The sequence below is a fragment of the Citrobacter sp. C5_2 genome (genome assembly GCF_014596845.2).
GTDB lineage: Bacteria > Pseudomonadota > Gammaproteobacteria > Enterobacterales > Enterobacteriaceae > Citrobacter > Citrobacter werkmanii.
On the sequence record NZ_CP115032.1, the window covers coordinates 3,511,759 to 3,530,315 of the forward strand.

General features: G+C 53.1%; 19 protein-coding genes. 15 read left to right on the forward strand and 4 right to left on the reverse strand.

Annotation, left to right across the window (positions count from 1 at the left end; translation table 11 throughout):
- The first annotated feature begins 43 nt into the window (after window positions 1–43).
- Window positions 44–979, forward strand: a complete 936-nt coding sequence (gene rihA / locus ICA20_RS17205) for a pyrimidine-specific ribonucleoside hydrolase RihA (protein WP_038638767.1) — start codon at window positions 44–46, stop codon at window positions 977–979.
- A 96-nt stretch (window positions 980–1,075) separates the two neighbouring features.
- Here the strand turns inward: rihA and ICA20_RS17210 are convergent, their stop codons facing one another.
- Window positions 1,076–1,558, reverse strand: a complete 483-nt coding sequence (locus tag ICA20_RS17210) for a zinc ribbon-containing protein (RefSeq protein WP_038638764.1) — start codon at window positions 1,556–1,558, stop codon at window positions 1,076–1,078.
- Between the two features lie 235 nt (window positions 1,559–1,793).
- Between ICA20_RS17210 and leuS the strand changes: the two genes are divergently transcribed.
- Genes leuS through nadD form a run of 4 tightly spaced genes read left to right on the forward strand, consistent with a single transcriptional unit; the run spans window position 1,794 to window position 6,658 of the window.
- Complete coding sequence (leuS, locus tag ICA20_RS17215) at window positions 1,794–4,376, forward strand: leucine--tRNA ligase (protein WP_110498575.1); 2,583 nt, start codon at window positions 1,794–1,796, stop codon at window positions 4,374–4,376.
- A 14-nt stretch (window positions 4,377–4,390) separates the two neighbouring features.
- The gene (gene lptE, locus ICA20_RS17220) at window positions 4,391–4,984 is read left to right on the forward strand and encodes an LPS assembly lipoprotein LptE (protein ID WP_038638758.1); all 594 of its coding nucleotides are present in this window, start codon (window positions 4,391–4,393) and stop codon (window positions 4,982–4,984) included.
- The gene (gene holA / locus ICA20_RS17225) at window positions 4,984–6,015 is read left to right on the forward strand and encodes a DNA polymerase III subunit delta (RefSeq protein ID WP_038638754.1); all 1,032 of its coding nucleotides are present in this window, start codon (window positions 4,984–4,986) and stop codon (window positions 6,013–6,015) included. Before lptE ends, holA begins: the two co-directional genes overlap by 1 nt.
- A 1-nt stretch (window position 6,016) precedes the next feature.
- Window positions 6,017–6,658 (forward strand): nicotinate-nucleotide adenylyltransferase, encoded by a 642-nt coding sequence (nadD, locus tag ICA20_RS17230; protein WP_087857163.1) that lies wholly within the window; start codon window positions 6,017–6,019, stop codon window positions 6,656–6,658.
- Here nadD and cobD read toward each other — a convergent pair.
- The gene (gene cobD / locus ICA20_RS17235) at window positions 6,633–7,727 is read right to left on the reverse strand and encodes a threonine-phosphate decarboxylase CobD (protein WP_038643073.1); all 1,095 of its coding nucleotides are present in this window, start codon (window positions 7,725–7,727) and stop codon (window positions 6,633–6,635) included. The two genes, nadD and cobD, sit on opposite strands and share 26 nt — an antisense overlap.
- Window positions 7,728–7,823: 96 nt before the next feature.
- On the opposite strand from cobD, the gene ICA20_RS17240 reads away from it, so the two are divergent.
- From ICA20_RS17240 to lipA, 10 genes are all read left to right on the forward strand, one after another.
- Window positions 7,824–8,435: an adenosylcobalamin/alpha-ribazole phosphatase gene (locus tag ICA20_RS17240; RefSeq protein ID WP_038638753.1), complete on the forward strand. Its 612-nt coding sequence runs from the start codon at window positions 7,824–7,826 to the stop codon at window positions 8,433–8,435.
- Window positions 8,436–8,689: 254 nt separating this feature from the next.
- On the forward strand, window positions 8,690–9,007 hold the full coding sequence (gene rsfS, locus ICA20_RS17245; protein WP_003022728.1) for a ribosome silencing factor: 318 nt from the start codon (window positions 8,690–8,692) through the stop codon (window positions 9,005–9,007).
- Between the two features lie 3 nt (window positions 9,008–9,010).
- Entirely contained in the window at window positions 9,011–9,478 is a 468-nt protein-coding gene (gene rlmH, locus ICA20_RS17250; RefSeq protein WP_003022725.1) for a 23S rRNA (pseudouridine(1915)-N(3))-methyltransferase RlmH, read from the forward strand.
- A gap of 30 nt (window positions 9,479–9,508) precedes the next feature.
- Entirely contained in the window at window positions 9,509–11,410 is a 1,902-nt protein-coding gene (gene mrdA / locus ICA20_RS17255; protein WP_006685528.1) for a peptidoglycan DD-transpeptidase MrdA, read from the forward strand.
- A 2-nt stretch (window positions 11,411–11,412) separates the two neighbouring features.
- On the forward strand, window positions 11,413–12,525 hold the full coding sequence (mrdB, locus tag ICA20_RS17260; RefSeq protein WP_006685529.1) for a peptidoglycan glycosyltransferase MrdB: 1,113 nt from the start codon (window positions 11,413–11,415) through the stop codon (window positions 12,523–12,525).
- Window positions 12,526–12,535: 10 nt separating this feature from the next.
- Window positions 12,536–13,630, forward strand: coding sequence for an endolytic peptidoglycan transglycosylase RlpA (rlpA, locus tag ICA20_RS17265; protein WP_038638749.1), 1,095 nt, complete (start codon window positions 12,536–12,538; stop codon window positions 13,628–13,630).
- A gap of 142 nt (window positions 13,631–13,772) precedes the next feature.
- Window positions 13,773–14,984 carry a D-alanyl-D-alanine carboxypeptidase DacA gene (gene dacA, locus ICA20_RS17270; protein WP_038638745.1) on the forward strand — a complete coding sequence of 404 codons (1,212 nt, stop codon included), beginning with the start codon at window positions 13,773–13,775 and terminating at the stop codon, window positions 14,982–14,984.
- Window positions 14,985–15,090: 106 nt separating this feature from the next.
- Entirely contained in the window at window positions 15,091–15,354 is a 264-nt protein-coding gene (ybeD, locus tag ICA20_RS17275) for a DUF493 family protein YbeD (protein ID WP_003022706.1), read from the forward strand.
- A gap of 113 nt (window positions 15,355–15,467) precedes the next feature.
- Window positions 15,468–16,109, forward strand: a complete 642-nt coding sequence (gene lipB, locus ICA20_RS17280) for a lipoyl(octanoyl) transferase LipB (RefSeq protein ID WP_038638740.1) — start codon at window positions 15,468–15,470, stop codon at window positions 16,107–16,109.
- Window positions 16,110–16,315: 206 nt separating this feature from the next.
- Entirely contained in the window at window positions 16,316–17,281 is a 966-nt protein-coding gene (gene lipA / locus ICA20_RS17285) for a lipoyl synthase (protein ID WP_038638737.1), read from the forward strand.
- 97 nt (window positions 17,282–17,378) lie between these two features.
- On the opposite strand, the gene tatE is transcribed toward lipA, so the two are convergent.
- Window positions 17,379–17,582, reverse strand: coding sequence for a twin-arginine translocase subunit TatE (gene tatE / locus ICA20_RS17290; RefSeq protein WP_038638735.1), 204 nt, complete (start codon window positions 17,580–17,582; stop codon window positions 17,379–17,381).
- Window positions 17,583–17,710: 128 nt separating this feature from the next.
- Entirely contained in the window at window positions 17,711–18,499 is a 789-nt protein-coding gene (locus tag ICA20_RS17295; protein ID WP_038638732.1) for a deaminated glutathione amidase, read from the reverse strand.
- Between the last annotated feature and the right edge of the window lie 58 nt (window positions 18,500–18,557).

The following is an 18,557-nucleotide window of genomic DNA, read 5'->3' on the forward strand; positions in this document are numbered from 1 at the left end:
CAGCGTTAACCTTGTCACAAAGTCCCACTTACAAGGAGCAACAATGGCACTTCCTATCCTGTTTGATTGCGATCCAGGTCATGACGACGCTATCGCAATTGTTCTCGCCCTCGCCTCACCTGAACTGGATGTGAAAGCAATCACCTCTTCTGCCGGCAACCAGACGCCCGACAAAACGCTGCGTAACGTATTACGCATGTTAACGTTACTCAACCGTACGGATATCCCTGTAGCCGGCGGAGCCGTAAAACCGCTGATGCGCGATCTGATTATTGCCGATAACGTCCACGGTGAGAGTGGGCTGGATGGCCCGGCATTGCCGGAACCCGCTTTCGCTCCTCTGGACTGTACCGCCGTAGAACTGATGGCGAAAACCCTGCGCGAAAGCCCGGAACCGGTCACGATTGTCTCCACCGGGCCGCAAACTAACGTGGCATTGCTTCTGAACAGCCATCCTGAGCTGCACGCCAAAATCGCCCGTATCGTGATTATGGGCGGTGCGATGGGCCTCGGGAACTGGACGCCCGCGGCGGAATTCAATATCTATGTCGATCCTGAAGCCGCTGAGATCGTATTCCAGTCGGGTATCCCAGTGGTGATGGCAGGTCTGGACGTCACGCATAAAGCGCAAATACACCGTGAAGATACCGAGCGATTCCGCGCTATCGGCAACCCTGTTTCGACGATCGTGGCTGAACTACTCGACTTTTTCTTTGAATATCATAAAGACGAAAAATGGGGATTCATCGGCGCGCCACTGCACGACCCGTGTACCATTGCCTGGCTGCTGAAACCTGAACTGTTTACTACCGTTGAGCGTTGGGTTGGCGTGGAAACGCAGGGCAAATATACCCAGGGGATGACGGTGGTGGACTACTATTTCCTGAGCGGCAATAAACCTAACGCAACCGTGATGGTGGACGTTGATCGCCAGGGGTTTGTCGATTTGCTGGCAGAACGGCTGAAGTTTTACGCCTAATACACGCCGGATGGCGCTAACGCTTATCCGGCCTACAAAATCGTGCAGTTTGTAGGCCGGATAAGACGCTTCGCGTCGCCATCCGGCAATAAGGGATCACGGCTCAAACGGTCTACGCTGAAACTGGTCATGGCCGCATTTCGGGCACAGCGGCAGTACATCCGAGGTGTATACCGCTAAATGGAAGTGGCACTTCTCGCAGACCAGATTGCCCAGGCCGACCACCTCGCCGCTGTGATAAACCCCATGATGGCTAAGATCCTGGAACACTTCGCGCCATTCGAGCTGCGTTTTATCAGTAATATCGGCCAGTTCCTGCCAGATGCTCTCTTTGATAACCCGCATAAAGACGCTATCAGTCTCTTCATCGAGACTCTCTTCATAACTCAACGCAAACTCTTCCAGGTCGCGTCTGACGGCCCGGGTGACCTCTTCCACCTCGGTTCGCGTTAACTCCCCGGTCTGCATAACTCGCTGACGCGCCTGCTCCACCAGCGCATCAATATCGCGTTCGCCGTTACGCAGGCGTTCGCTCAGTGAAGCCACCAGTTCACGGTAATATTGAGCAACCTTGTTCATCACTTCACCTCCTGGGTCGTTAACTGTCTATAATAATAGACGTTATTTACGCTACGCTTTGCAAGACTGTCCACAGAGTGTGTAAATTCGTGCAAGAATTATCCTTGCGGGAATTCAACGCTGAATGCGCGAAAGGCTGTTTTGGCGCGGGCGTTTGGGCTATGCTATGCGGATCTGAAACACCACATCTAGAGCTACGTTTGTAGCTGTATTGAAAACAGGACCACTGGCTGCCATGCAAGAGCAATACCGCCCGGAAGAGATAGAATCCAAAGTACAGCTTCACTGGGATGAGAAGCGCACATTTGAAGTGACCGAAGACGAGAGCAAAGAGAAGTATTACTGCCTGTCTATGCTTCCCTATCCTTCTGGTCGACTACACATGGGCCACGTACGTAACTACACCATCGGTGACGTGATCGCCCGCTACCAGCGTATGCTGGGCAAAAACGTACTGCAGCCCATTGGCTGGGATGCGTTCGGTCTGCCTGCGGAAGGCGCTGCGGTTAAAAACAACACCGCTCCGGCACCGTGGACGTACGACAACATCGCCTACATGAAAAACCAGCTCAAAATGCTGGGCTTTGGTTATGACTGGAGCCGCGAGCTGGCGACCTGCACCCCGGAATACTACCGTTGGGAACAGAAGTTCTTCACCGAGCTGTATAAAAAAGGCCTGGTATATAAGAAAACCTCTGCAGTCAACTGGTGCCCGAACGATCAAACCGTTCTTGCCAACGAGCAGGTTATCGACGGCTGCTGCTGGCGTTGCGATACCAAAGTTGAGCGTAAAGAGATCCCGCAGTGGTTCATTAAAATCACCGCTTACGCTGACGAACTGCTGCGCGATCTGGATAACCTCGATCACTGGCCGGACACCGTTAAGACCATGCAGCGCAACTGGATCGGTCGTTCTGAAGGTGTGGAAATCACCTTCGACGTGAACGGTTACGACAACACGCTGACCGTCTATACCACCCGTCCGGACACCTTTATGGGTGCGACCTACCTGGCCGTTGCCGCAGGTCATCCGCTGGCGCAGAAAGCCGCCGCGAATAACCCTGAACTGGCCGCCTTTATTGACGAATGCCGCAACACCAAGGTTGCTGAAGCCGAAATGGCAACCATGGAGAAAAAAGGCGTCGACACTGGCTTTAAAGCCGTTCACCCGCTGACTGGCGAAGAGATCCCGGTTTGGGCGGCAAACTTTGTCCTGATGGAATACGGCACTGGCGCAGTGATGGCCGTTCCGGGTCACGATCAGCGCGACTACGAATTTGCCACCAAATATGGCCTGACCATCAAGCCGGTCATTCTGACCGCCGAAGGCGCAGAGCCGGATCTGTCGGAACAAGCTCTGACCGAAAAAGGCGTGCTGTTTAACTCCGGTGAGTTCGATGGCCTCGACTTCGAAGCTGCCTTCAACGCCATTGCTGACAAGCTGGTCGCAAAAGGCGTGGGTGAACGTAAAGTTAACTATCGTCTGCGCGACTGGGGCGTTTCCCGTCAGCGTTACTGGGGCGCGCCGATTCCGATGGTGACGCTGGAAGACGGTACCGTGCTGCCGACACCAGAAGATCAACTGCCGGTTATTCTGCCGGAAGACGTGGTCATGGACGGCATCACCAGTCCGATCAAAGCCGATCCTGAGTGGGCGAAAACCACCATTAACGGCATGCCTGCGCTGCGTGAGACCGACACCTTCGATACCTTTATGGAGTCCTCCTGGTACTACGCGCGTTATACCTGCCCGCAGTACAACGAAGGCATGCTGGATCCAGAGGCCGCTAACTACTGGCTGCCAGTTGATATCTACATTGGCGGTATCGAACACGCCATCATGCACCTGCTCTACTTCCGCTTCTTCCATAAGCTGATGCGCGACGCGGGCATGGTGAACTCTGACGAACCGGCTAAACAACTGCTGTGTCAGGGCATGGTGCTGGCTGATGCGTTCTATTACGTCGGCGCTAACGGCGAGCGTAACTGGGTTTCTCCGGTTGATGCCATCGTTGAACGCGACGAAAAAGGTCGTATCGTGAAGGCGAAGGACGCCGAAGGTCATGAACTGGTGTATACCGGCATGAGCAAGATGTCCAAGTCCAAAAACAACGGCATCGACCCGCAGGTAATGGTTGAGCGTTACGGCGCGGACACCGTGCGTCTGTTTATGATGTTCGCCTCTCCGGCTGACATGACCCTGGAATGGCAGGAATCCGGCGTTGAAGGGGCTAACCGCTTCCTGAAACGTGTCTGGAAACTGGTTTACGAGCATACTTCTAAAGGTGATGTTGCTGCCCTGAACGTTGCTGCTCTGAGCGAAGATCAAAAAGCGCTGCGTCGCGACGTACACAAAACTATCGCTAAAGTCACCGATGATATCGGTCGTCGTCAGACCTTTAACACCGCAATTGCGGCGATTATGGAACTGATGAACAAGCTGGCGAAAGCGCCGCAGGAAGACGAGCAGGACCGCGCCCTGATGCAGGAAGCGTTGCTGGCCGTTGTGCGTATGCTTAACCCGTTCACCCCACACGTTTGCTTCACCCTGTGGCAGGCGCTGAAAGGCGAAGGCGATATCGATAACGCACCGTGGCCAGTAGCTGACGAAAGCGCTATGGTTGAAGACTCAACGCTGGTTGTCGTTCAGGTTAACGGTAAAGTACGTGGCAAAATCACCGTTCCGGTAAACGCCACTGAAGAACAGGTTCGTGAACGTGCTGGCCAGGAACACCTGGTGGCAAAATATCTTGATGGCGTTACCGTGCGTAAAGTGATTTACGTACCGGGTAAACTCCTCAATCTGGTCGTTGGCTAAGCGCGGGAGGAAGCGTGCGACTTCTGACAACATTGTTGTTATCTCTGGCGGTGCTGGTCACCGCCGGATGTGGTTGGCATCTGCGTAGTACTACGCAGGTTCCACCCTCAATGAAAACCATGATCCTGAACTCTGGCGATCCGAATGGCCCATTAAGCCGCGCGGTGCGTAATCAGCTGCGTCTGAACGGCGTTACGCTGCTTGAAGACGGTACCATGCGCAAAGATGTGACGTCCTTACGCCTTGGCGCGGTCAGCATTTCGCAGGATACGGCGTCGGTATTCCAGAATGGTCAAACGGCTGAATACCAGATGGTGATGTCCGTAAGCGCTACCGTACTGATTCCGGGACATGATATTTACCCCATCAGCGCCAAAGTTTATCGTTCGTTCTTTGACAACCCACAGGCTGCACTGGCGAAGGATAACGAGCAGGACATGATCATCAAAGAGATGTACGACAAAGCGGCAGAACAGTTGATTCGTAAGCTGCCAAGCGTACATTTGGCCGATACTCAGTCATCCAGTGTGGATGCTGAGCCAGCAGCGACGAAACCTGCAGCGCCTGCGTCATCTCCGGCGCGTGTTTCCACCACGCTGGGTAACTGATGCTCAAGCTGTACCCTGAACAACTCCGCGCACAGCTCAATGAAGGGCTGCGCGCGGCGTATTTACTACTGGGCAACGATCCCCTTTTATTGCAGGAAAGCCAGGATGCCATCCGTCTGGCTGCCGCAACGCAAGGATTCGAAGAACACCACGCTTTTACTCTGGACACCAGCACCGACTGGGGAGAAATATTTTCACTCTGCCAGGCGATGAGCCTGTTTGCCAGCCGTCAAACGCTACTCCTGCAGTTGCCTGAAAATGGCCCCAATGCCGCCATTAACGAACAACTCGCTTCGCTCGTTACTTTGCTTCATGACGATCTGCTGCTGATTGTTCGCGGCAACAAACTGACTAAGGCGCAGGAAAACGGCGCATGGTATACCGGGCTGGCGAATAACGCGGTTCAGGTTAGCTGCCAGACGCCGGAACAAGCACAGCTTCCACGCTGGGTTGCCGCGAGAGCGAAACTTAACAACCTGCAACTGGATGACGCAGCCAATCAGCTATTATGCTATTGCTATGAAGGTAACCTGTTAGCACTGGCGCAAGCCCTTGAGCGGTTAGCGTTGCTGTGGCCTGATGGCAAACTCACGCTGCCTCGCGTGGAGAAAGCCGTTAACGATGCCGCGCACTTTACCCCATTCCACTGGGTGGATGCGCTGCTGATGGGCAAAAGCAAGCGCGCACTGCACATCCTGCAACAGTTACGCCTTGAGGGCAGCGAGCCGGTTATTTTACTGCGTACGATACAGCGCGAATTGCTGTTGCTGGTCAACCTGAAACGGCAGTCGGCCCATACCCCCTTACGCACGTTGTTTGATAAACATCGTGTGTGGCAAAATCGCCGTGGCATGATGGGAGACGCGCTTAACCGGCTAAATCCGGCACAGTTGCGCCAGGCCGTGACGCTGTTAACGCGTACGGAAATTACGCTTAAACAAGACTATGGTCAGTCAGTGTGGGCGGAACTTGAGGGACTTTCCCTTTTGCTCTGCCATAAATCGCTGGCCGATGTTTTTATTGATGGTTGATATGAAATCATTGCAGGCTCTGTTCGGCGGCACCTTTGATCCGGTGCATTATGGTCATCTTAAACCGGTTGAAATTCTGGCTAATCTGATTGGCCTTTCCCGGGTCATCATCATGCCCAATAACGTGCCGCCACATCGCGCGCAACCAGAAGCGTCCGGCGAACAACGTAAGCGCATGGTTGAACTGGCCATTGCTGATAAGCCGCTGTTTTCTCTGGATGAACGCGAACTCAAACGCGATACCGCCTCCTACACCGCACAAACGCTACAAGAGTGGCGTGAAGAGCAAGGTCCGGACGTGCCGTTAGCGTTTATTATTGGTCAGGACTCGCTGCTTACCTTTCCGTCCTGGCATGACTACGACACGATTTTGGGTAACACGCATCTTATTGTGTGCCGACGCCCGGGCTACCCACTCGAGATGGCGCAGGAAAAGCACCAGCAGTGGCTGGAGGATCATCTGACCCATTCGCCGGAAGACCTGCACAACCTGCCCTGCGGGAAAATTTACCTGGCCGAAACGCCGTGGTTTAACATCTCCGCCACGCTGATCCGCGAGCGCCTGGAAAAAGGGGAGCCGTGCGACGACTTACTGCCGGGCGCTGTGCTTGACTATATCAATCAACAAGGGTTGTACCGCTAAGCGCCTTGCGTAATGCCGCCAGCAGTCGGTTATTCTCTTCCATGCTGCGAACGGCTACGCGATAATAGCGCGTATCCAGCCCCGGATAGTTAGCGCAACTGCGGATTAAAACATGTTGTTCGAGCATGGCGCGTTGCAGATCAACATCCGCCAGATCGCAGCGTAATAAACGATAATTTGCCCGGCCGGGATACACCGTCAGGCCGGACAGTTCTTGCAACTGTTGATCAAACCGCGCGCCCTCTTGCTCCAGCCATTTCCACGTCGCCTGCTGATAGGCGCTATCGCGTAAAATAATCTCGCCTGCAAGGGCAGCAAACGCATTAATTGACCACGGCATTTGTTGGCTACGCATCTGTGCAACGGCGTGCTGGTTACTGTTGACCAGATACCCCAAACGCAATCCCGGTATCGCATAGAATTTAGTCAACGAGCGCAGCACCCAAATATGTGGATTCCCGTGCAGCAGCGGGATAAATCCCGGCTCACCGGCAATAAAATCAATAAACGCTTCATCAAGGATCAGATTGATCCCAAGCCGCTCACAACGGGTGGCAATCTCACGTAGCAGGTGGTTATCTGGCAGTAAACCGGTGGGATTGTTAGGCGTACAGAGAAACAGGCAGTCCAGCTCAGAGGTTAACGCATCAAGAATCGCCTCGGTAAGCTGCCAGCCATCCTGTTCACGCAGCGCAAATTCATGAATCGCACACTCCCCCCATTGCAACGCCCGACGATATTCCGCAAATCCGGGCGTGACGATCATCGCATGACGTGGCTTAAGGCCATGCACCAGGGTAAAAATAGACTCGGTCTCGCCGTTTCCGGCCAGGATCCACGAGGCCGGGATCTGATGATGTTCCGCCAGCGCCGCATGCAGTTGAGCGTAATCGACATCCGGGTAACGCTCCGCGCAGTCCAGATTGTTGATAATCGCGCGTTTTAAACTTGCCGGCATACCCAGCGGGTTAATATTCGCGCTAAAATCCAGCAATTGTTCAGGCGAGATACCCAACAATTCGGCGGCTTCTCGGGTATTCCCACCATGCGCGCTCTTCAATAAAGACATCGTGCCGCTCCACGTAAAAAAGGGTATTTTAGTGAAAAAACTCTGCGCAATCAGGGCAAACATCATATTTTGTGCGAATAGCTTCACGAGGAAAACATGAGACTCTGGTTAGTACGGCATGGCGAAACCGACGCCAATGTCGCCGGATTATACAGCGGCCACGCCCCCACCTCGCTAACGGAGCGGGGGATCGCACAGGCGCAAACAGTGGGCAAGCTGTTACGCAATCTTCCTGTCGACAATGTTCTTTGCAGCGAACTCGAACGCGCCCGCCATACAACCCGGTTGATCTTAGGCGATCGCGACCTCCCTGTGCGCATTATGCCTGAACTGAATGAGATGTTTTTTGGTGACTGGGAAATGCGCCACCATCGCGATTTAGCGCGCGAAGACGCTGAAAATTACGCCTTATGGTGTAACGACTGGCAGAACGCAACGCCAACAAATGGCGAAGGCTTTCAGGCATTTTCTCAGCGGGTTGAACGCTTCATTGCCCAACTTGCCGATTATAAAGCGTGTCAAAACCTGCTGGTGGTGAGTCATCAGGGCGTGCTGAGCGTGTTGATCGCCCGCCTGCTGTCCATGCCGGCTGCGGCAATGTGGCATTTCCGCGTCGAACAAGGCTGCTGGAGCGCAATAGATTTATGTGACGATTTCGCGGTTCTGAAAGTGCTTAACAGCCGGGCCGTATGGGACGACGGGGAGTGAATGCGCGGTTTTTTCTGCCGAAGGGCCTCTCTCCCATTGACACCCCCTGACAGGCTGTTATCCTCCGCAACCTGACTTTTCCCGCCCTTCAGAGCTTTGCAGAAATTGTTTTACAAAAATGGCGATGCATTCTGTGGCGTGGGGTGGGATGATAGCGCACTTCAAAAGCGCTTTCGGAGACATTTGTCCCGATATCGCCTCTGGTTCAGGTATACTAACAGACGTTTTTAACTCTTTTCACCCAGGGGGAACACTTGCAGGGTAAAGCACTCCAGGATTTTGTAATCGACAAAATTGATGACCTGAAAGGTCAAGACATCATCGCCTTAGACGTTCAGGGTAAATCCAGTATCACTGATTGCATGATTATCTGTACCGGTACATCCAGCCGTCACGTTATGTCTATCGCAGATCACGTTGTTCAGGAGTCCCGCACTGCCGGCCTGCTGCCGCTCGGCGTGGAAGGCGAGAACGTCGCTGACTGGATCGTCGTTGACCTCGGCGATGTGATTGTCCACGTGATGCAGGAAGAAAGCCGTCGCCTGTATGAACTGGAAAAACTCTGGAGTTAATGCGTGAAGCTGCAACTTGTCGCTGTGGGTACGAAAATGCCTGACTGGGTACAAACCGGATTTACCGAATATCTGCGTCGGTTTCCGAAAGATATGCCCTTTGAGCTGATCGAAATCCCGGCAGGAAAACGCGGCAAGAACGCGGACATTAAACGCATTCTCGACAAAGAGGGTGAGCAGATGCTGGCCGCCGCAGGCAAAAACCGCATCGTCACCCTTGATATTCCGGGCAAACCCTGGGACACGCCGCAACTGGCGACCGAACTGGAGCGCTGGAAACTGGACGGTCGTGACGTCAGTCTGCTGATCGGCGGGCCGGAAGGTCTTTCTCCCGCCTGTAAAGCCGCGGCGGAACAAAGCTGGTCACTCTCTGCATTAACCCTACCTCACCCTCTTGTTCGGGTTCTGGTCGCAGAGAGTCTGTACAGGGCGTGGAGCATTACCACCAACCATCCTTATCACCGTGAGTGATCATTGATTCTTGAGTAGATTAAGCAGCGGATGAAACTACAGAATTCTTTTCGCGACTATTCGGCTGAGTCCGCGCTGTTTGTGCGCCGGGCGCTGGTCGCTTTTTTGGGGATTTTGCTGCTGACCGGCGTGCTGATCGCCAACCTGTATAATCTGCAAATCGTTCGCTTTACTGATTATCAGACCCGTTCGAACGAAAACCGCATTAAACTGGTACCCATTCCTCCCAGTCGCGGCATTATTTATGACCGTAATGGAATTCCGCTTGCCCTTAACCGCACCATTTATCAGATTGAAATGATGCCGGAGAAGGTAGACAACATTCAGGATACGCTTGACGCGCTGCGCAACGTCGTAGACCTGACGGATGACGATATTGCCGCGTTTAAAAAAGAGCGCGCCCGTTCACACCGCTTCACCTCTATTCCGGTAAAAACCAACCTGACGGAAGTTCAGGTCGCACGGTTTGCCGTAAATCAATATCGCTTCCCTGGCGTTGAAGTTAAAGGCTATAAACGCCGCTATTACCCTTACGGTTCCGCCCTGACCCACGTGATTGGCTACGTATCGAAGATCAACGATAAAGACGTGGACCGCCTGGACAAAGACGGCAAACTGGCTAACTACGCTGCGACGCATGATATTGGTAAGCTCGGTATTGAACGTTACTATGAAGACGTACTGCATGGGCAGACCGGCTATGAAGAAGTTGAAGTCAACAACCGCGGTCGTGTCATTCGTCAGTTGAAAGAGGTCGCGCCGCAGGCCGGGCATGATATTTACCTCACGTTGGATTTGAAGCTCCAGCAGTATATTGAAACGCTGCTGGCAGGTAGCCGCGCCGCCGTGGTGGTCACCGACCCGCGTACCGGTGGCGTTCTGGCGCTGGTCTCCATGCCAAGCTACGACCCGAACCTGTTTGTGGATGGCATCTCCAGTAAAGATTACTCCGGGTTGCTCAATGATCCGAATACCCCATTAGTTAATCGCGCCACGCAAGGCGTTTATCCTCCAGCGTCGACGGTTAAGCCTTACGTGGCGGTTTCTGCGTTAAGCGCGGGCGTCATCACCCGCAATACCGGTCTGTTCGATCCGGGCTGGTGGCAGTTACCCGGCTCTGAGAAACGTTACCGCGACTGGAAAAAATGGGGTCACGGCCACCTGAACATTACCCGCTCCCTGGAAGAGTCCGCGGATACGTTTTTCTATCAAATCGCCTATGATATGGGGATAGACCGGCTTTCCGAGTGGATGAGCAAGTTTGGCTATGGCCAATATACGGGTATTGATCTTGCCGAAGAACGTTCCGGGAACATGCCAACCCGTGAATGGAAGCAAAAACGGTTTAAAAAACCATGGTACCAGGGTGATACCATTCCGGTCGGCATCGGTCAGGGTTACTGGACGGCAACCCCTATCCAGATGAGTAAAGCGCTGATGATCCTTATCAACGACGGTTTGGTAAAAGTCCCGCATCTGCTGATGAGCACGGCAGAAAATGGCAAGCAAGTGCCATGGGTTCAGCCGCACGAACCGCCCGTGGGCGATATTCATTCCGGTTACTGGGAAATCGCCAAAGACGGTATGTACGGTGTCGCTAACCGCCCTAACGGGACTGCACATAAATATTTCGCTGGCGCGCCTTACAAAATTGCGGCGAAATCCGGTACCGCACAGGTCTTTGGCCTGAAAGCGAATGAAACCTATAACGCGCATAAGATCGCCGAACGTTTACGTGACCACAAATTAATGACGGCCTTCGCACCCTATGATAAACCCCAGGTCGCTGTCGCCATGATCCTTGAAAACGGCGGCGCGGGTCCGGCTGTGGGGACGATTATGCGCCAGATCCTTGACCACATTATGTTGGGCGACAACAACACCAATCTGCCTGCGGAAAACCCAGCGGTTGCAGCAGCTGAGGACCAATAATCGTGACGGATAATCCGAACAAAAAAACATTTTGGGACAAAATCCACATCGATCCCACAATGTTGCTTATTTTGCTGGCTCTGCTGGTCTACAGCTCGCTGGTCATCTGGAGCGCCAGCGGCCAGGATATTGGCATGATGGAGCGTAAGGTCGGCCAGATCGCGATGGGTCTGGTCATCATGGTGGTGATGGCGCAAATTCCCCCCAGGGTTTATGAAGGTTGGGCGCCCTATCTCTATATCTTCTGTATCATTCTGTTGGTGGCGGTTGACGCCTTCGGCGCTATTTCCAAAGGCGCTCAGCGCTGGCTGGATTTGGGTATCGTGCGCTTTCAGCCTTCTGAAATCGCCAAGATTGCCGTGCCGCTGATGGTCGCGCGCTTCATCAACCGCGACGTCTGCCCGCCATCGCTAAAAAATACCGCGATTGCGCTGGTGCTGATTTTTATGCCCACGCTGCTGGTTGCCGCTCAGCCTGACCTCGGCACCTCAATTCTGGTTGCCCTTTCTGGTCTGTTTGTCCTGTTCCTTTCCGGTTTAAGCTGGCGTTTAATCGGTGTGGCAGTAGTTTTGGTCGCCGCGTTTATTCCGATACTGTGGTTCTTCCTGATGCATGACTACCAGCGTCAGCGCGTCATGATGTTACTTGATCCAGAAACCGATCCGCTGGGCGCGGGCTATCACATTATTCAGTCTAAAATTGCTATTGGTTCCGGCGGATTACGCGGTAAAGGCTGGCTGCACGGTACGCAGTCGCAGCTTGAGTTTTTACCCGAACGCCACACTGACTTTATCTTCGCCGTCTTAGCGGAAGAGCTGGGTCTGGTGGGAATCCTGATTTTGCTGACGCTGTACATTTTGCTGATTATGCGCGGGTTGTGGATCGCTGCTCGCGCACAAACCACCTTTGGTCGCGTCATGGCGGGTGGTTTAATGTTGATATTATTCGTTTATGTCTTCGTAAATATTGGTATGGTGAGCGGTATTCTACCTGTGGTTGGGGTTCCACTCCCATTGGTCAGTTACGGAGGCTCGGCACTGATCGTGCTGATGGCCGGGTTCGGGATTGTTATGTCGATCCACACCCATAGAAAAATGTTGTCGAAAAGCGTGTAAGGGGTACGCAATGCGTAAGCAGTGGCTTGGTATCTGCATCGCAGCAGGAATGCTCGCGGCGTGTTCGAATGATGATGGTCAGCAACAGGTTGCTGTCGCGCCGCAGCCTGCGGTGTGTAATGGTCCGATTGTTGAAATCAGCGGGGCCGATCCGCGCTTTGAACCCCTGAACCCAACGGCGAATCAGGACTACCAGCGTGATGGTAAGAGCTACAAAATAGTCCAGGATCCCTCCCGTTTTAGCCAGGCCGGGCTTGCCGCTATTTATGATGCGGAGCCTGGAAGCAATTTAACCGCGTCTGGTGAAGCGTTTGACCCAATGCAGTTGACCGCTGCGCACCCGACGCTGCCGATCCCAAGCTATGCCAGAATCACCAACCTGGCAAACGGCAGGATGATCGTCGTACGCATTAACGATCGCGGCCCTTATGGCAACGATCGCGTCATTTCACTTTCACGTGCCGCCGCAGATCGACTGAACACGTCTAACAACACCAAAGTGCGTATCGACCCTATCATCGTCGCGCAGGATGGTTCATTATCCGGCCCGGGTATGGCCTGCACGACTGTGGCGAAACAAACCTATGCCCTGCCGGCTCGTCCTGATTTAAGCGGTGGCGGCGCGATGTCTTCCGCACCGGATGCGGGTCAGGCGCAAAACGATATCCGCCCTATCAGTAATTCCACGCTGAAAAGCGAGGATACCAGCGGTGCGCCGGTCAACAGCAGTGGTTTCCTCGGCGCGCCGACAACGCTTGCTGCCGGTGTACTTGAAGGCAGCGAACCCACGCCTGCGACACAGCCTGTAACCGCCGCTCCCGCAGCGTCAACTGCCCCGGTATCCGCGCCAGCGACCGTTACCGCGCCAGCCGCTACGGCCAACGGACGCTATGTCGTTCAGGTCGGTGCCGTTAGCGATCAAACCCGTGCGCAGCAGTATCAAAAGCGCTTAAGTCAGCAGTTTGGCGTCCCTGGACGGGTAGTGCAAAACGGCGCGGTATGGCGTATTCAGATGGGGCCATTCGCCAGTAAAACTGAAGCCTCTTCATTGCAGCAGCGTCTTCAATCCGAGGCGCAATTACAGTCCTTCATCACCGGCATGTAATAACGTAAACCGGGTATCTGAATTGTCAATTTCCGTAAATGACATTAACAAAGTCACGCGGAAAGTCAGATGCCTGCCCGTTATGCATTTGCTATAGTAGGGCACTTTTTTTAATTTCATCACGGACGTCGTAGTTCAGACCATGAAGACCACTTTTTCCGCTCGTTTCGTGCAGCGTATGGCGCTCACCGCGGCTCTCTGCGCAGCTACTCTCTCTGCTGCCCATGCCGATGACCTGAATATTAAAACCATGATCCCCGGCGTTCCGCAGATCGATGCGGAGTCGTATATCCTGATTGATTACAACTCAGGTAAAGTTCTGGCAGAACAGAATGCTGACACTCGCCGCGACCCCGCCAGCCTGACCAAGATGATGACCAGCTACGTCATCGGCCAGGCGATGAAAGCCGGGAAGTTCAAAGAAACCGATCTGGTCACCGTTGGCAATGACGCATGGGCTACGGGTAACCCGGTCTTTAAAGGTTCATCGCTGATGTTCCTCAAGCCAGGCATGCAGGTTCCTGTCTCTCAGTTGATCCGTGGTATTAACCTGCAGTCCGGGAACGACGCATGTGTGGCGATGGCTGACTTCGCTGCCGGCAGCCAGGATGCTTTCGTCGGCCTGATGAACAGCTATGTGAACGCGCTGGGTCTGAAAAACACCCACTTCCAGACCGTTCATGGTCTTGATGCTGACGGTCAGTACAGCTCAGCCCGCGATATGGCGATGATTGGTCAGGCGCTGATTCGCGATGTGCCTAATGAATACTCTATCTATAAAGAAAAAGAGTTCACCTTTAACGGCATTCGTCAGTTAAACCGTAACGGTCTGCTGTGGGATAACAGCCTGAATGTCGACGGTATCAAAACCGGTCACACCGATAAAGCTGGCTATAACCTTGTTGCATCCGCAACCGAAGGCCAGATGCGTCTGATCTCCGCCGTAATGGGTGGCCGCACCTATAAAGGTCGCGAAACCGAAAGCAAAAAACTGCTGACCTGGGGCTTCCGTTTCTTCGAAACCGTCAACCCGCTGAAAGTGGGTAAAGAATTTGCCTCAGAACCCGCCTGGTTTGGTAACACCGATCGCGCATCGTTAGGTGTCGATAAGGATGTCTACCTGACCATTCCGCGCGGCCGTATGAAAGATCTGAAAGCAAGTTATGTGCTGAACACCACTGAACTGCACGCGCCGCTGCAGAAAAACCAGGTTGTCGGTACCATCAACTTCCAGCTTGATGGCAAAACCATCGAGCAGCGCCCGCTGGTCGTGCTGCAGGAAATCCCGGAAGGCAACTTCTTTGGGAAAATCATTGATTACATTAAATTAATGTTCCATCACTGGTTTGGCTAAAAATCGAACACTTGAAAGTGTGATTTACGTCCCCATATACTAGGTATCCAGATAACTCCCACGCGCTGTGGGAGTTATTATTTTTTGATGTAACGCCGGAGCTGACATGAAAACCAAACTTAACGAACTGCTTGAATTCCCTACTCCATTTACTTACAAAGTAATGGGGCAGGCGTTGCCTGAGCTGGTTGATCAGGTGGTTGAAGTGGTACAGCGCCATGCGCCAGGTGATTACTCTCCGACGGTAAAACCGAGCAGCAAAGGCAACTACCACTCGGTCTCTATCACCATCACTGCTACACACATTGAGCAGGTTGAAACACTGTACGAAGAATTAGGCAATATTGATATCGTACGCATGGTGCTGTAAAAACCTGTCGGTTACCCGCTGCATCCCCGCTCGGGTAACCCCTTCCTCCTGTGATATACTTTTCCCCTCTTTAACATTCTCTACTCTGTGTGAGTATCTACGGAGATGCCGTTTTGTATCAGGATAAAATTCTGGTCCGCCAGCTCGGTCTTCAACCTTACGAGCCAGTCTCTCTGGCCATGCACGAATTTACCGATACCCGCGATGAAAACAGTCATGATGAAATCTGGCTGGTAGAGCATTATCCTGTCTTTACCCAGGGTCAGGCCGGTAAAGCCGAGCATGTACTGATGCCGGGAGATATTCCGGTGATTCAGAGCGATCGCGGCGGTCAGGTGACCTACCACGGTCCAGGTCAACAGGTCATGTATGTGCTGTTGAACCTGAAACGCCGCAAACTGGGCGTTCGCGAACTGGTTACGCTGCTGGAGCAAACTGTCGTCAATACCCTTGCGGAAATTGGCATCGACGCCCACCCGCGAGCCGATGCGCCAGGCGTTTATGTCGGTGAGAAGAAAATCTGCTCATTAGGGTTACGTATTCGTAAGGGATGTTCATTTCACGGCTTAGCGCTTAACGTGGATATGGACCTGTCGCCTTTCCTGCGTATCAACCCTTGCGGTTATGCCGGAATGGAGATGGCAAAAGTATCGCAATGGGATAGCGCTGCCACGACTGAGAGCATTCGCCCACGCCTGCTGGCCAACATTCTGGCGCTGTTGGGTAACCCACCGCACGAGTACGTTGTGGACTAAAAAGGCTGTCATACTTTGCCACGGCATATGTTGTGGCAAATGGCACAAAACAACAACTATTTTACATTTTGCCAGCCTGTCAGGCTGCTTTCTGGCCCGTTTCAATGATATACTGCGTATCACTAATTCAAAAATAGTTGATAAATGCAACATTCCCTTGAATTGAAACGCTTTCCTTCGTAATTCGCAACTGGAACACGCAAGCTATGAGTAAACCCATTGTGATGGAACGCGGTGTTAAATACCGCGATGCCGATAAGATGGCTCTTATCCCGGTTAAAAATGTGGCAACAGAGCGTGAAGCCCTGCTGCGTAAACCGGAATGGATGAAAATAAAACTGCCAGCGGACTCCACCCGCATCCAGGGCATCAAAGCGGCAATGCGCAAAAACGGCCTGCACTCTGTCTGCGAAGAAGCTTCCTGCCCTAACCTGGCTGAATGTTTCAATCACGGAACCGCAACCTTTATGATCCTCGGCGCAATCTGTACTCGCCGTTGCCCATTCTGTGACGTTGCCCATGGCCGTCCGGTTGCGCCTGATGTCAACGAGCCGTTGAAACTGGCTCAGACCATTGCGGACATGGCGCTGCGCTATGTCGTCATTACCTCCGTTGACCGTGACGATCTGCGTGACGGCGGTGCTCAGCACTTTGCTGACTGCATCACCGCTATCCGCGAGAAAAGCCCATCGATTAAAATCGAAACGCTGGTGCCTGACTTCCGTGGTCGTATGGATCGCGCGTTGGATATCCTCACGGCCACGCCGCCGGACGTATTTAACCACAACCTCGAAAACGTACCGCGTATTTACCGCAATGTCCGTCCGGGAGCGGACTACAACTGGTCGCTGAAGCTTCTGGAGCGTTTCAAGGACGCGCACCCGGAGATCCCGACTAAATCGGGTCTGATGGTAGGTCTGGGTGAAACCAATGCCGAAATTATTGAAGTGATGCGCGATCTGCGCAGTCATGGCGTGACTATGCTGACGCTGGGGCAGTATTTACAGCCAAGCCGCCATCACCTGCCGGTGCAACGCTATGTCAGCCCGGATGAGTTCGACGAGATGAAAGCCGAAGCCATGGCGATGGGCTTTACCCATGCAGCCTGCGGCCCGTTTGTTCGTTCTTCATACCACGCTGATATGCAGGCCAAAGGGCTGGAAGTGAAGTAATCGTGTAATACTCACTTACATATCAGCAATAAAAAAACCGGCAATTTGCCGGTTTTTTTCATACAGAGCACACAGTATGAGCATCATGCTCCTGATATTACTCTTTATGAGAGAGCTTTTCCGCCTGAACGCTACCATCAGCCTCTTTCCTGGCATCGGTATTATCGTCGTTCATCGCTTTCTTAAAGCCCTTAATTGCCGTTCCCAGGTCTCCACCCAGTGTACGTAACTTCTTGGTACCAAACAGCAGAACGACCAGTGCGGCAACCACCAGCAGTTTGGTAATACTAATCTCACCCATAGATACCTTCTTAACTTAAACCAGGCTACATAATGCGCCATATTAACCTGAGAATATTAACGGCCTTTCGACGCGCGCACACAATAGCAATCTGTAACAAGGTGAATCAAGTCTTGTTTAAAAAAACGTCATAATAATTGCGGTGGCGCAAAGCGTCGGTTAATTAACACCGGAAGTTGCGCCCTGACCTGCTTCACCCGCTCTGCAGAAACCTCGGCCATAATCAGCGCCGGTGTTTCTGCCGCTGCGGCAATGGTCACCCCAAAGGGATCGATGACCCGGCTTTGCCCAATATTCTTATTACCACATTCTCCAGCGGCAATAACATAGCAAGTGGCATCAAGAGCCCTTGCCGCCAACAATGTTGCCCAGTGATGCTCTTTTAGCGCTCCCCGCACCCAGGCGGCAGGTAAAGCGAGAATGTCTGCCCCCTGCAGAGCGTGCGCTAACGCCAGCTCAGGGAAACGCAGGTCATAGCAGGTCATCAACCCTACCTTTAATCCGTCTACGTCCAGCAGCGGCGCTATGGCGTCTCCTGCATCGACATTTCGCGACTCCTGAATCGCAAACGCGTCGTAAAGATGCAATTTTGCATAATGGGCAACAACCCGACCTCCCCGCAACGCCACCAGCATGTTAAAAGCCCGACCTGGCACAGAAGGAACATGAATCGTCAGAATTGTCGTCATTTCATTTTGCGCGCTTTCTCGGAGTAAACGCGTCAGGAACCCACCCTCCAGCAATTGCGCTGACTTCACTGACAGGTCAGGGTCAATATCGTTACGGGCCAGCAACGCCTCCGGTAGTACCAACAACGATACTCCCTCTCCTGCGGCCTGAGACATTAATGAAGCGCAGGTTTCTGCATTCTTTTCCCACGAAGGTCCCACGGCAAACTGCCCTGCTGCAACGAACATATTCCCTCCAGAAAAGTTTGTCAGGCTCGCCAACAGTGATTATTCAGCGTTACACTCA

What these genes read in the sequence shown, in the direction of transcription:
- tatE (WP_038638735.1), bottom strand. Translation starts at nt 17,582, where the DNA reads ATGGGTGAGATTAGTATTACCAAACTGCTGGTGGTTGCCGCACTGGTC.
- holA (WP_038638754.1), top strand. Translation starts at nt 4,984, where the DNA reads ATGCTCAAGCTGTACCCTGAACAACTCCGCGCACAGCTCAATGAAGGG.
- mrdA (WP_006685528.1), top strand. Translation starts at nt 9,509, where the DNA reads ATGAAACTACAGAATTCTTTTCGCGACTATTCGGCTGAGTCCGCGCTG.
- dacA (WP_038638745.1), top strand. Translation starts at nt 13,773, where the DNA reads ATGAAGACCACTTTTTCCGCTCGTTTCGTGCAGCGTATGGCGCTCACC.
- lipA (WP_038638737.1), top strand. Translation starts at nt 16,316, where the DNA reads ATGAGTAAACCCATTGTGATGGAACGCGGTGTTAAATACCGCGATGCC.
- ybeD (WP_003022706.1), top strand. Translation starts at nt 15,091, where the DNA reads ATGAAAACCAAACTTAACGAACTGCTTGAATTCCCTACTCCATTTACT.
- ICA20_RS17295 (WP_038638732.1), bottom strand. Translation starts at nt 18,499, where the DNA reads ATGTTCGTTGCAGCAGGGCAGTTTGCCGTGGGACCTTCGTGGGAAAAG.
- rihA (WP_038638767.1), top strand. Translation starts at nt 44, where the DNA reads ATGGCACTTCCTATCCTGTTTGATTGCGATCCAGGTCATGACGACGCT.
- leuS (WP_110498575.1), top strand. Translation starts at nt 1,794, where the DNA reads ATGCAAGAGCAATACCGCCCGGAAGAGATAGAATCCAAAGTACAGCTT.
- cobD (WP_038643073.1), bottom strand. Translation starts at nt 7,727, where the DNA reads ATGTCTTTATTGAAGAGCGCGCATGGTGGGAATACCCGAGAAGCCGCC.
- rlpA (WP_038638749.1), top strand. Translation starts at nt 12,536, where the DNA reads ATGCGTAAGCAGTGGCTTGGTATCTGCATCGCAGCAGGAATGCTCGCG.
- ICA20_RS17240 (WP_038638753.1), top strand. Translation starts at nt 7,824, where the DNA reads ATGAGACTCTGGTTAGTACGGCATGGCGAAACCGACGCCAATGTCGCC.
- ICA20_RS17210 (WP_038638764.1), bottom strand. Translation starts at nt 1,558, where the DNA reads ATGAACAAGGTTGCTCAATATTACCGTGAACTGGTGGCTTCACTGAGC.
- nadD (WP_087857163.1), top strand. Translation starts at nt 6,017, where the DNA reads ATGAAATCATTGCAGGCTCTGTTCGGCGGCACCTTTGATCCGGTGCAT.